Below are 12711 nucleotides of genomic sequence, written 5' to 3'. Positions count from 1 at the left end.
AAGTTGTTAAATGGTTTGTTGTTCAGTTGTTTCCACTTTAGCTAAAATTTTAGTGGTCTTGATATTATTAATTTGGTTTTTTGTATGTCAGTAAAACTGCTTATTGCGATTGCACACTGCAAGCTAATGTTGTGAATTTTTGGTATCTCAGCTACATTCTACCCTTTAAAGCGTTAAAGACCCATGCAATACAGAAAAACCCACCACCAACAGCAGCAAAGCCCCAACCAGCCACGTCGTCATATCTAAATGCGCCTAAAGCGATTAAACTTAATCCTACGATTATCATTATTGTGGTAGCCCAAGCCAACACCGTATTTTTATTCATTGCCATAATTCAATTGTTATTAAGGGAATTACAAATATCGCATTTTTTAAGCGAAAAAAGCATTCCGTTACGGAATGCTTTTTAGCTATTAATCAATTGTAGTTATATTAATTCATTGGAACTTCAAGAATAATCAAATCAGAATTACTATTTGATTTTATATCAATACTTTCTATGTCATAAACACCAATAGCATCTCTTTTTCCTAGCGTATTATCAGCCACTTCAACGTCACCATCTATAACAAATATATAGAATCCGTTTTGCTTAGTTTTTACATTAAGACCTATGGATTTGCCAGATTCTAAGTGTGTACGATACATATAAGCTTGCTGATTAATAGGTAGGGCATCACCTTCTAATTTATCCTTTGGCGCAACAATCGTTTGTAATTGATTCTTTTGCTCTTCGAAAGAAAATGCATGTTGCTCATAATTAGGTTTTACATTAGTTACTTCAGGCATAATCCATAACTGAAGAAAGTTAACCTCATCTGATTTACTATCGTTAAACTCAGAATGTGTCAATCCACTTCCTGCACTCATGACTTGTACTTCGCCAACTTCAATAGCACGTGTGTTTCCCATATTATCTTTATGTGAAAGCGCACCACTTAAAGGAATCGAAATTATTTCCATATTTTGATGAGGATGTGTACCAAATCCCATTTTAGGCTGAACGAGATCATCATTTAAAACACGTAGTACTCCAAAACTCATACGTTCTGGATTGTGATAACTCGCAAAACTAAAAGAATGGTGTGATTTTAACCATCCATGATTAGCGAATCCTCTGGTGTCTGCTTTGTAAAGTATTGTTTTCATGCTTACTGCCCACGAAAGTGAGTGTCTTTTAATTATTAGTATTAGAACTCTCAGGTTTCAAAAACCTGTGAGTTCTGTATTTTGATTAATTTACAGGTAAAAATCCCATTTTACCCATTTGATAATCACGCATCGCCTCTAAAAGTTCAGTTTGAGAATTCATAACATAAGGTCCATATGTTGCAATAGTTTCATTGATAGGTTCTCCAGAAAGAAATAACAATTTACTATCAGTTTCGTATTTTATTGAAAATCCGTCTCCATCCTGATTAAACTCTAACAGTTGATTTTTATCAAGTTCTAAAATTTCCGAAGCATTAATTAACACCTTTCCATTTAAAAGGTACAACATACCTTGATGAGAGTTGTCAAACATTATCGCTTGCTCTCCCCCTGCTTTCGCATCTATCATGAAAGCGTTCACTGGTGTTTGAGTTGCAATTTTCCCAAAAAGATTATCAAGTGTGCCTGCAATAATTCTAATCTCAACTTTTTTATCTTCAGAAACGATCACATTAAATTCCTCATGTTTTGCATGTTGATAATTGGCTTGCATCATTTTCTTCTCTGCTGGTAAATTCAACCATAGTTGTATCCCTTCAATCGTACCTCCTTTTTTGATAAGTTCTTTTGTTGGACCTTCAGCGTGAATGATTCCTCTTCCAGCCGTCGTCCACTGCACATCACCAGCTTTTACAATGCTTTCATGACCTAAAGAATCGCGATGTAGTTGCTCGCCTTGAACCAAAAACGTAATAGGCTCGAAACCTCTGTGCGGATGTGGTCCTAAATCAAAAGGGTTACGCTCTTCATTAATTTCATAAGGTCCATAATGATGTAATAACACAAATGGATCTATACTTTTTATATGTTCTGTTGGAAATGGCTGACGCAACCTAATGGGTCCCATATCGACGAAATGACTTCGTCCTGCTCTTTTTATTGTATTTAATTTCATTGTTTAATGCTATTTACAATAGTTTCCATGGAAACTATTTAGTTAAAAAAACACAGTGACTAAGGTCTCTAGAAAGATTCCTGCCAATGCAGAACTTTAGTTACCGCATTTTATCCAAGAGATTACTCAATTGCTCTGCTTCTTTTTCATTTAAATTTTTCAACAACCCGGTATTTAAATCGTTTGGTATGGAATCTAATAATGCTACACCTGCTTTAGTAATTGCTATTTTAACAACCCGTCTATCGTGCTCTGAAGGTAGACGTTCAATACAGTTTTTAGCACAAAGCTTATCCATTAGTCGCGTAGCATTTGGTGAGCGCTCTAACATTCTATCCTTTATAATTTGAACATTAAGTGGCTCACCTGCTCCTTTCAATATTCTTAAAATATTGTACTGTTGTGGTGAAATCCCAAAATCTTTAAAAAAATCGTTTTGACAACTCGTAATCCAATTAGAGGTATAAATAATATTGAGCATTGCTTTCACTCTATTATTTGGAAACGTTGAATTTATATCTTTTGCTAAATCTCCCATTTTTTTAGTCTTCAGTTCTCACTTAGCAGCAGTCATTATCAATGTGCTCCTGAACTAGTGATGCTATTAAAACAACAATTCGTTTAGTACTATAAACTAGCTTGAAATTGTTTGACCTCTTCTATTAATTGATCGTTCAATTCTGAATTAGTTATTTTTTCTTCTGAAAAATTATCATTAAACGACGGTAGAGAAAATTGTCCGACTATATTTCCTCCCATATATTGGAAACGACCTTGTGCAATATCTAAAACTGTAGCTCCTCCTCTAGCTCCAGGAGACGATGCCATTAATAACATTGGCTTTTCACTCCATAGTTTACCATCTATACGTGACATCCAATCAAATAGGTTTTTAAATACCGTTGCATAAGCACCATTGTGTTCCGCTAATGATATTATAATACCATCTGTAGATCTTATGTGCTGTAAAAATTTATGAGCATCATCTGGGATACCATGTGCAATTTCGTGGTCCATCCCATAGAGCGGTAGTTCAAAATCATTTAAATCTAAAACAGTTACCTCTACATTTTTAACTAATGTTGATGCATAAACTGCTAATTGCTTATTTATTGAATCTTTACTGTTACTTCCTGCGAATGCTATAATATTTTTCATATCTTTTGTTTTGTTGGCACAAATATACAACAAAATAATTATATATTCCTAGGAAACTATTTCCATGTAAATAATTTTAACAAAAAATTCACTTTTTAATCCGTGTCTCGTTTCGTAAATTCGTTGGAAATATAAACACTACTATGGATTTAAACTTCAATAAAAACGAAGATCATAATAAACTATTGCTTTCTGACCTCAAAAAACGTTTCGCCAAAGTAAAGCTTGGTGGTGGAGAAAAGCGTATTGAAAAGCATCATGCCAAAGGTAAAATGACTGCTAGAGAGCGTGTTGATTATCTTTTAGATTCAAAAAAATCATCTATAGAAATTGCTGCTTTTGCTGGTGATGGCATGTATGAGGAACATGGTGGTTGCCCATCTGGTGGTGTCGTAGTGAAAATAGGTTATGTTAAAGGAAAGCAATGCATCGTTGTAGCCAATGATGCTACTGTAAAGGCTGGAGCATGGTTTCCAATTACTGGAAAGAAGAATTTACGTGCTCAAGAAATAGCTATTGAAAACCGGTTGCCAATCATCTATTTAGTGGATTCTGCAGGTGTGTATTTACCAATGCAGGATGAGATTTTCCCTGATAAAGAACATTTTGGTCGCATTTTTAGAAATAATGCAATTATGAGTAGTATGGGAATCACCCAAATCGCAGCAGTTATGGGAAGTTGCGTTGCTGGTGGTGCTTATCTTCCAATTATGAGTGATGAAGCTATTATTGTAGATAAAACAGGAAGTATTTTTCTTGCTGGTAGTTATCTAGTGAAAGCTGCGATTGGAGAAAGTATTGACAATGAAACTCTGGGAGGTGCAACAACGCATTGCGAAATTTCTGGTGTAACCGATTATAAAGCAAAAGACGATAAAGATGCGTTAGAAACTATTCAACGTTTAATAGATAAAATTGGCGATTATGACAAGGCTGGTTTTAATAAAGTAGCTGCAAAAAAACCGAAAGAAAATCCTGATGATATCTTCGGAATTTTACCAAAATCACGTGCAGCCCAATACGACATGAAAGAAATTATCAAACGCTTAGTTGATAATAGTGAATTTGATGAATACAAAGAAGGTTATGGAAAAACAATCATCACAGCTTATGCTCGTATTGATGGTTGGGCAGTTGGTATTATTGCCAATCAACGTAAACTAGTAAAGACAAATAGTGGCGAAATGCAATTTGGAGGTGTCATTTATAATGACAGTGCAGACAAAGCGACACGTTTTATTGCGAATTGTAATCAGAAAAAAATCCCATTAGTGTTTTTACAAGATGTTACTGGTTTTATGGTTGGAAGCAAGTCTGAACATGGTGGTATTATTAAAGATGGTGCTAAAATGGTGAATGCGGTTAGTAATAGTGTGGTACCTAAATTTACAATTATTATAGGGAATAGTTATGGTGCAGGAAATTATGCGATGTGCGGAAAAGCCTATGACCCAAGATTAATAGTTGCTTGGCCAAGTGCTGAATTAGCCGTAATGAGTGGAAACTCTGCAGCCAAAGTGCTACTCCAAATAGAAAAAGCATCACTGCTTAAAAAGGGAGAGAAGATCACTGAAGCCAAAGAAAAAGAATTGTTTGACAAGATAAAAAATAGATACGATAATCAAGTATCGCCTTACTATGCGGCATCTCGCATTTGGACAGATGCTGTTATTAATCCATTAGATACAAGAACTTGGATTAGTATGGGAATTGAAGCTGCTAACCACGCTCCTATTGAGAAACCTTTTAATATGGGAATTTTACAGGTTTAATACCAATTTAAATAGTCAAGGTTGTATATAAAACGAAGTTGCTTTTTCGTTATATAACGTTGTGATCGATTTTCATAGCCTTAGTTACGTAAATTGTGAACAATAAAATAGAACGGGAAATGAACAAGTTTTAATGCGAAATTAATTATTTATATTGGTATAAATGTCACAACAACAAAAAACCTCACCAGCATATACAATCCTCTTACTCATATTAGCTGGTGAGTCTGTTTTTATATTACCTTTTGTTTTACAGCGTATTTTTAGAACTACATTTTTAGAATCTTTCGCCATTAGTCAATCAGAGTTAGGAAGTTGCTTTTCTATTTATGGACTGGTCGCTTTAGTGTCTTATTTGTTTGGAGGACCTTTAGCAGATAAATTTCGTCCGCATATATTAATGTCTATAGCTTTAATGCTTACCGCTCTTGGTGGCTTTTATTTAGCGAGCTATCCAACATTAGCAAATCTTCATGTATTATACGGGTTTTGGGGTTTCACAACTATTTTTTTGTTTTGGGCTGCCATGATTAAAGCAACGAGAATTTGGGGAGGACAAAGTAAACAAGGCATTGCTTTTGGTTTTTTAGATGGTGGTCGCGGATTGGTTGCAGCATTGTTTGGATCGGTTGGCGTTTTGGTATTTTCAGCATTTATAACAAAAGACATAGAGCTTACTTCGGTTTTAGAACGTAAAGTCGCTTTTAAACAGGTTATTACTTATACTTCATTTGCAGTTTGTGTGGTTTCAATTCTTGTGTTTTTCTTTCTTCGGAAATTGAACACTTCAGAAGAAAAACAAATTCAAATCGGAATTGATAAACCGAAAACACTAACGCTAGCAAACTTTAAAACGGTCATGCAATTTAAAGCAGTCTGGCTCTTAATGATTATTATTCTATGCGCCTATTATGGGTATAAAATGACCGATTTATTTAGTCAATATGCCGAACAAGTCATGAATTATAATAAGATTGAAGCAGCTAAAGTAGGAACTTCACTTTTATACATGAGACCAATTATCGGTGTTGTTATTGGTATATTGGCAGATCGTACACGCGCATCATTATGGATCGTGATTGGCTTTTTACTCATGCTTGTAACGAGTGGGATTTTTGCTAGTGGAATAATCAATGACAGCGCTACTCTTCTATTTATATTATCTATTGGTACAATGGCTTTAGGAGTGTATTCTGCAAGAGTTCTTTATTTTGCAACATTAGAAGAAAGCAAAATACCCCTAGCTTTAACAGGAATTGCAGTCGGTTTTATTTCTATTGTTGGGTATACGCCAGATATTTTTGCTGGACCATTAATGGGTTATTTCTTGGATAAAAATCCCGGAGCACTTGGATTACAGCATTCTTTCGGGATTATGATGTTGTTTTCGTTGGTTGGGCTTGTAGCTGCTTTTTGGTTGTATAGACATTCTAAATCAACAACCAATTAATTCCCTTTATGCGCCTTTAGCCTTGGAATCGTCAACAAGGTCGTTTGACGCCCATTTACATATCGAAATCCGTCTTCTCCATAAAACCCAGCCTCTTCTAACATGACTCTAATATCACGCTTCCATTCTGGAATATTAACCGTTGTATTTAATTCAATAGCATAGACTGTATTTGGATATAAGGGATAATCTCCAGCTCCTGCAACACCTCCTTGAGAATCCCACATGCCAATTGTTGGTCCAGATGAATGTCCGTAACTTCCCAAAGGGTGGGTATAAATGGAAGGTTTCAATCCTTCAGTTTTTGCTTCTTGTAAGGATTTTAAAAGAATTTCGTTTCCGGATTTTCCTGTTTCAAAATTGTTGGTAAAAATGTCTTGAACACGATTTCCTTCTTTTAAGGCATTTATTAAAAACTCTGGTGGTTTTGTTTCATTTGGTTTTAGAACGTATGCTAATTCCTGGCAATCTGTATTGAGTCTTAAATAGGTAATTCCGAAGTCACAATGCACCAAATCACCAGGAACAATAATTTGTTCTTCTGGTCGATCTGAAAACGAATACAAATGTCCTTTTAAATCCTCCTTTGATCGTTGCACGTCAACTGTTGGATGAAACCATGTTTGTAAACCTAAATCAATTACTTTTTGTCGCATCCACCACTCTACATCAGAGGTTGTTGTGATTCCTGGTGTGATGACTTTCTCAGAAAACGCTTCAGTAATAATATCATGCGTAATATCTACGAGTTGATTGTATATAATCATTTCTCGTTCCGTTCTGGTCTCAATCCATCCTACTGCAACTTTTTCCGCAGAAACCACTTTACTTTTATAGGGTTTAGGAAGCACCTGCATGAATTCATCGTAATCTGTTTTATCGAGTCCGTCAGCAATATTAAAATGCGTTGAATAATTTAATCCTATTTGATTTGGGTTTCGTTCTTCAATAATCTCAACCAAACGCTCCCACTGATTAGGTTGTTCTTCCTTATCCCAAGCCGAAATTATATTATCTCCAAAATTGTAACGTGCTACAGCCAGTTTTTCTAGGGTATTCATGTCTTTATTTCTATAAAACACAATGATGGTTCGTCGCCTCGCATTGAGCCAAGTAGCTGGTAACATTGTTTTCAAAACAGGATCCTCATTATACTCTCTAGATATTAAAATCCACATATCTAGATTGGCACGATCCATTAATTCTGGTACTATCGTATTGAACCGTTCTGCTAGAATTTCATCAATAACGACGGCTTGTTCTTTAACAGATAATATTTGTTGGGCATGGATTTGAAAGCTTACAAATAACAGGAGAAAGCATACTTTTTTCATTTATCTTACTGTATCGTTTAACATCTAAATTCGACTTCAGGTTAAAAATATACAATTCCGGTTATCTATCAATCCTTAATCAGAGAAATAATTTCTGGTAATAACCCAATTGCTGTAATGAGAACCGTATTACTTTTCTTTTTTGGAGCTTCTGCATTTTGAATGTATGAAGTACTAGATGCCTTTGGATTTCTAATCATCACCACTGTGCTAGAGGTGTCTTCTTCAAAATTTTCTTGGGCATAAGTATAAGCCAATTGAATACCATCACTATGTAATACTTTAATACTCGATTTATAGTTCTCAAGAGCATACATGATTTTCTTCAATGCTTTAGGAGATGTTTTCTCGAGAACGACTCCATTAATACCAGAATATGAGATAATAGTTATGCTATCCTCTTCGGAAAGTCGCTTAGAGATCAATTTAAAAGTCTGCTTTAAAATAACTTTATCTTCGATAGCTAATCCATTTGGTGCCGACTGAATTAAGAATGTAATGTTTTTGGGGGATAGCGAGTCCTGTTCTGAATTCTTGCCCATATTCTCTATAACATACGAAATAACATTTTCTATGCTTACAGATTTTGTTTCGATAGCCATGTCTTGAGCATTTGAAACGTATAAAAACAAGCAAACGAGTACTAATGTGATTTGATTTTTCATTGGATTAAGGTTTTTAGTTACACTAATTTACAACCAAAGCACAGCTAATACAATAACAATTGAGTGAAGTAAGCATTTGAATGAGTGAACTATAAATAACAAGAAAGAGCAACTTAAAAGTTGCTCTTTCTAATGTAGAGATAAAATTTATTTACAAATATCTATACGATTCAACAAGTCGTATAAATTCTGCTCTATAACCATCATCATCCTTACCTCTACCTCGTTTTGCCAATTTAATAACATCTTTCATTGATGCACCATTATCATATTTAGATTGTAATAAATTCATTCCCATTAATGCAACTGCCGAAACAAAATTCATATCCTCACTAGCTATTGAAATTTTAGTATCCTGAACATGAACCATCTCAATACTCTTATCTCCATCTGGTTTTTTATATCTAAATTTCACAGTAAAGAGTTCATCAGTATAGATATTAGTAACTTCATTTTTTGTGTATTTTAAATTAGAACTATTTTTTAAATAATGAGATGAAACTCCAACAGGAATAACTTCATAAAGCGCAGTTACATTATGACCACTTCCTAATTCTCCCGCATCCTTTGTGTCATCAATAAAATCTTCATCTGCTAGTAATCTATTTTCATATCCTATAAGTCTATAAGCTTGAACTTTCTTAGGATTGAATTCCACTTGAATTTTAACGTCTTTCGCTATGGTGTATAATGTGCCTCCAAACTCTTTTCCAAAAACTTTATGAGCCTCTTGCATGTTGTCGATATAGGAGTAATTCCCATTCCCTTTATCTGCCAACATTTCTAATTTTGAATCCTTATAATTACCATATCCAAATCCTAAAACCGATAAAAATACTCCAGATTCTCGCTTTTTCTCTATTAACGTTTGCATGTCACTATCGCTAGATGCACCTACATTAAAGTCACCATCTGTTGCTAAAAGGACTCTATTGTTTCCATCTTTCTTAAAATTTTGTTCTGCTAATTCGTAAGCTAATTTAATCCCTTGTCCGCCAGCTGTAGACCCTCCTGCTTGTAATCGTTCTAAAGCTTCTAAAATGATTTCTTTTTGATCGCCAGGTGTCGGCATCAAAACAACACCCGCTGCACCTGCATACACAACAATAGAAACTCTATCTTTTTCTCTCAACTGATTCACTAAAAGCTTAAACGATTTTTTTAATAGATGTAATTTATTGGTTGCATCCATAGAACCAGAAACATCAATTAAGAATGTCAAATTTGATGCAGGTAATTTATCATTATCATAGGTTTTACCTTGAAGCCCAATTCTAACGAGTTGCGTTTCATTATGCCAAGGTGTTTGAACAACTTCCGTATGAATTGTAAATGGATGTTTACCTTCTGGTTGTGAATAATCATAGCTAAAATAGTTGACCATTTCTTCTATTTTAACTGCATTTCTAGGAATTTCTTGACCGTTATTAATCATACGTCTAATATTACTATATGCTGCTTTATCCACATCAATAGAAAACGTTGACAATGGAGATGCTGTTGAACGTTTGAATAGATTTTCTTGAATCCCATCATAAGACTCATTCGGAAAATCATTTCGGATGTTGAAGTTATTATTTTCTCTTTGATATTTATTGTTTTTAGAAGGTATATAATTGTACCTCGAAAGTGAATTACGTCCTCGTATTACAATCGTTGCATTAGATTTTCTTTTTACTTCTACTCCCGCAGCTTGGCCAGAAATCACACTTGTCACAGCAGAAGTTATTTTAGAACTATTTGTTGCTCCAGCATAACCAGTTACTAAAACACCGTCTAATTTAACAAAATCATATTCCAAAAAAACATTGATTTCATCATTATTTCTAATAGTAACTTCTTTAGCAACACACCCAATAAAACTATAAACTAAAGTTTCGCCTATACGGGCTCTTAAAGTATATTCACCATCAAAATTAGTCTGTACTCCATTGGATGTCCCTTTGACTATGACTGAAACTCCTGGCAATGGCAATCCATCTGTAGCAGACGTAACTGTGCCATAGATTGATTTCTCTTGTGCATTTAAAAACAGACTTGTAAAAAGTATAAACGATAGTTTTAATAATAGTTTCATGATGGTTATGGTTTTAAGTTCACACCAAACTTATAACCAAACCTGATTTTATAAAATGAAGAATGAGGGAAACACTATTTTGAATTAGGGAACCTATCTAATAATTGATTCCAGCGTCTTTTTACGTTGTATTTTACCCGTATCTGTCACCACAAACTGGGACACTGCATATATTGTCTTCGGAATTTCAAACTTTCCTAAACCTTCAAAAACAGAAACCTCTAAAGACGTATTATCTGCTTCCAAAACAAGGATAAGTCTTTCGCCTAAAGTCTCATCCGCTTCTGAAGCTATAAAGAATTGAGTTTTAATCTTTGCTTTGAGCTGCGCTTCTATCTGTTCTGGGAATAATTTCAATCCGCCAGAATTAATGACATTATCATAGCGACCCAACCATTCAAAACTATGCATAGACTGTAGTTTTACAATATCATTTGTGACTACTTTTTCTGACGTTACTTTTGGCGCTTGAATCACTAAACAATCGCGTTCGTCTTGCGAAATCGTAACATTTGGTAAGGTTTCAAAATAGGCGTTTTGAACACCATTATTTAAAGGTTTTAAAGCAATATGCGTCACCGTCTCAGTCATGCCATAAGTCGCAAAAACTTTAGTCTTTAAGTTTTGAATAGCAGCAGTTAAATCTTTAGAGACGGGAGAACCGCCTACTATTAAAATATCGATATTATCGAGACGTTCTAATGTGGATTGCATTTGCATGGGAAGCATCGCACAAAAACGATAGGTTTTTTCATAATCAAAAACAGGCTGTGATGTTGGCATCACCACATCAATTTCTAAACCTAAAACCAAAGCGCGCACTAACATCATCTTGCCAGCAATATAATCCGTAGGAAGACAGTGCAAAGCAGCATCTCCAGGTTGTAGTCCTAAATATTCTGCAGTAGCCATAGCTGAATTCACCATAGCCTGCTTATGTATTTTTATCGTTTTGGGGGTTCCAGTAGAACCAGACGTTTTTACCAAAACAATGGCATGGTCATCTAACCAATTTAATAAGAATTCACCAGCAGAACTTTCAAAATCTGCCCCTTCTTTAACCAAGCTGTAAGCCACCTCTTTGAGTTCCTCGTGCTCAAAGTGAGTTCCGTTGAGTTTAAATCTCGAATGGATCGTTACATAAGTTGGTGTCATCACATTTCCGTGTAAAAAAATTAATCGCCTATAACTTTATAGTCTTCTGTTGGTGGTTTATGGATTTTACCAAATAACTTTTCTTTCCAATTGTTCCATTTATAAACTTTAGAGAAAACAAATAGTATAATAGGAAACATTATAAACACAGGAAATACCATGTCTATAAATTCTAATTTTGGCTCTGAAGTATCCTTTAAAATTGAATGGGTTTGAAATACAGTCCAATCTGTAGTCACCAGCAATGCAGTAAACAAATTATTAGCTGCATGAAAACCTATCGCCAACTCTGTACCATCATCCATTAGAGTCATGATTCCTAAGAATAATCCTGTACCAATGTAGTACACCATGATACTGTAGCCTAATTTACCAACCTCTGGATTTGCAATATGTAATAGACCAAAAATAAGCGATGTCATTAGCAATGGAAACCATCTGTTTTTTGCTAGCATACCAAAACCTTGCATCAAATATCCTCTAAACACATACTCTTCTAAACTGGTTTGAATAGGGATTAATGCAACTGCTATAATCACTAGAATAACAAAACGTTCTAGCTCAAAATTGAGTTGATAATTCTCTGGAGACAAATAGAAATAATCAACTAAAACCAATCCTGACGAAATCACACCCCAAAAGACAAACGCAAACATAATACGCCTCCAATCTAAGGTTTTACGGGAGGTAACGATACTCACCATTTTTTGTTTGTGCAATGTTTTAACTGCAATCCATAATCCAATAAAGGCGAAAGCAAAGGACAATAAAACTAACAACAAAAACACGTTAGAATCAAGAACCTGATACATTGTCGTTTCATTAATTCCCGTGACGTCACCACCATCTTTCATGGTTTTATACATAATCACTATCATTAATGGTAATTGACCTATAATGGCTGCCATTGCAACTAAAAGAGAGCCTAATAAATATCTCCAAAAATCATGTTGCACTTTAAATGCTTGAGCTATAAACATAGTTATATTT

The 12711-nt window shown here is 34.7% G+C and carries 12 protein-coding genes; 2 read left to right on the top strand and 10 right to left on the bottom strand.

Annotated elements, in window-relative coordinates; translation table 11 throughout:
• Positions 1–151 precede the first annotated feature (151 nt).
• The 5 genes from ACJAZK_RS04690 to ACJAZK_RS04670 form a co-directional block, all read right to left on the bottom strand.
• Positions 152–334, bottom strand: a complete 183-nt coding sequence (locus tag ACJAZK_RS04690) for a CAL67264 family membrane protein (RefSeq protein ID WP_040278478.1) — start codon at positions 332–334, stop codon at positions 152–154.
• 101 nt (positions 335–435) lie between these two features.
• Positions 436–1152, bottom strand: coding sequence for a pirin family protein (locus ACJAZK_RS04685; protein ID WP_415222852.1), 717 nt, complete (start codon positions 1150–1152; stop codon positions 436–438).
• A gap of 85 nt (positions 1153–1237) precedes the next feature.
• Positions 1238–2110 carry a pirin family protein gene (locus ACJAZK_RS04680; RefSeq protein WP_415222851.1) on the bottom strand — a complete coding sequence of 291 codons (873 nt, stop codon included), beginning with the start codon at positions 2108–2110 and terminating at the stop codon, positions 1238–1240.
• A 100-nt stretch (positions 2111–2210) separates the two neighbouring features.
• Entirely contained in the window at positions 2211–2648 is a 438-nt protein-coding gene (locus ACJAZK_RS04675) for a MarR family winged helix-turn-helix transcriptional regulator (protein WP_415222850.1), read from the bottom strand.
• Positions 2649–2737: 89 nt separating this feature from the next.
• On the bottom strand, positions 2738–3268 hold the full coding sequence (locus ACJAZK_RS04670; RefSeq protein ID WP_415222849.1) for an NADPH-dependent FMN reductase: 531 nt from the start codon (positions 3266–3268) through the stop codon (positions 2738–2740).
• A gap of 143 nt (positions 3269–3411) precedes the next feature.
• On the opposite strand from ACJAZK_RS04670, the gene ACJAZK_RS04665 reads away from it, so the two are divergent.
• The gene (locus tag ACJAZK_RS04665; RefSeq protein WP_415222848.1) at positions 3412–5040 is read left to right on the top strand and encodes an acyl-CoA carboxylase subunit beta; all 1629 of its coding nucleotides are present in this window, start codon (positions 3412–3414) and stop codon (positions 5038–5040) included.
• A gap of 163 nt (positions 5041–5203) precedes the next feature.
• Entirely contained in the window at positions 5204–6490 is a 1287-nt protein-coding gene (locus ACJAZK_RS04660) for an MFS transporter (RefSeq protein ID WP_415222847.1), read from the top strand.
• Here ACJAZK_RS04660 and ACJAZK_RS04655 read toward each other — a convergent pair.
• From ACJAZK_RS04655 to ACJAZK_RS04635, 5 genes are all read right to left on the bottom strand, one after another.
• A complete protein-coding gene (locus tag ACJAZK_RS04655; protein ID WP_415190531.1) occupies positions 6487–7824 on the bottom strand; it encodes a M24 family metallopeptidase in 1338 nt (445 codons plus the stop codon). The two genes, ACJAZK_RS04660 and ACJAZK_RS04655, sit on opposite strands and share 4 nt — an antisense overlap.
• 68 nt (positions 7825–7892) lie before the next feature.
• Positions 7893–8489 (bottom strand): hypothetical protein, encoded by a 597-nt coding sequence (locus tag ACJAZK_RS04650; protein WP_415222846.1) that lies wholly within the window; start codon positions 8487–8489, stop codon positions 7893–7895.
• A 151-nt stretch (positions 8490–8640) separates the two neighbouring features.
• A complete protein-coding gene (locus ACJAZK_RS04645; RefSeq protein ID WP_415222845.1) occupies positions 8641–10566 on the bottom strand; it encodes a YfbK domain-containing protein in 1926 nt (641 codons plus the stop codon).
• Between the two features lie 93 nt (positions 10567–10659).
• Positions 10660–11721 carry an AMP-binding protein gene (locus ACJAZK_RS04640; RefSeq protein ID WP_415222844.1) on the bottom strand — a complete coding sequence of 354 codons (1062 nt, stop codon included), beginning with the start codon at positions 11719–11721 and terminating at the stop codon, positions 10660–10662.
• A gap of 20 nt (positions 11722–11741) precedes the next feature.
• Positions 11742–12701: a lysostaphin resistance A-like protein gene (locus ACJAZK_RS04635; protein ID WP_415222843.1), complete on the bottom strand. Its 960-nt coding sequence runs from the start codon at positions 12699–12701 to the stop codon at positions 11742–11744.
• Positions 12702–12711: the final 10 nt, after the last annotated feature.

Source organism: Psychroserpens sp. (assembly GCF_047633235.1).
Lineage (GTDB): Bacteria > Bacteroidota > Bacteroidia > Flavobacteriales > Flavobacteriaceae > Psychroserpens.
The sequence above is the reverse complement of the archived record's forward strand: the minus strand, read 5'-3'. Positions and strand labels throughout refer to the sequence as shown.

Coding starts and splice junctions, on each gene's coding strand:
- ACJAZK_RS04665 (WP_415222848.1), top strand. CDS start 3,412: ATGGATTTAAACTTCAATAAAAACGAAGATCATAATAAACTATTGCTT.
- ACJAZK_RS04670 (WP_415222849.1), bottom strand. CDS start 3,268: ATGAAAAATATTATAGCATTCGCAGGAAGTAACAGTAAAGATTCAATA.
- ACJAZK_RS04650 (WP_415222846.1), bottom strand. CDS start 8,489: ATGAAAAATCAAATCACATTAGTACTCGTTTGCTTGTTTTTATACGTT.
- ACJAZK_RS04645 (WP_415222845.1), bottom strand. CDS start 10,566: ATGAAACTATTATTAAAACTATCGTTTATACTTTTTACAAGTCTGTTT.
- ACJAZK_RS04655 (WP_415190531.1), bottom strand. CDS start 7,824: ATGAAAAAAGTATGCTTTCTCCTGTTATTTGTAAGCTTTCAAATCCAT.
- ACJAZK_RS04680 (WP_415222851.1), bottom strand. CDS start 2,110: ATGAAATTAAATACAATAAAAAGAGCAGGACGAAGTCATTTCGTCGAT.
- ACJAZK_RS04685 (WP_415222852.1), bottom strand. CDS start 1,152: ATGAAAACAATACTTTACAAAGCAGACACCAGAGGATTCGCTAATCAT.
- ACJAZK_RS04675 (WP_415222850.1), bottom strand. CDS start 2,648: ATGGGAGATTTAGCAAAAGATATAAATTCAACGTTTCCAAATAATAGA.
- ACJAZK_RS04660 (WP_415222847.1), top strand. CDS start 5,204: ATGTCACAACAACAAAAAACCTCACCAGCATATACAATCCTCTTACTC.
- ACJAZK_RS04635 (WP_415222843.1), bottom strand. CDS start 12,701: ATGTTTATAGCTCAAGCATTTAAAGTGCAACATGATTTTTGGAGATAT.
- ACJAZK_RS04690 (WP_040278478.1), bottom strand. CDS start 334: ATGGCAATGAATAAAAATACGGTGTTGGCTTGGGCTACCACAATAATG.
- ACJAZK_RS04640 (WP_415222844.1), bottom strand. CDS start 11,721: ATGACACCAACTTATGTAACGATCCATTCGAGATTTAAACTCAACGGA.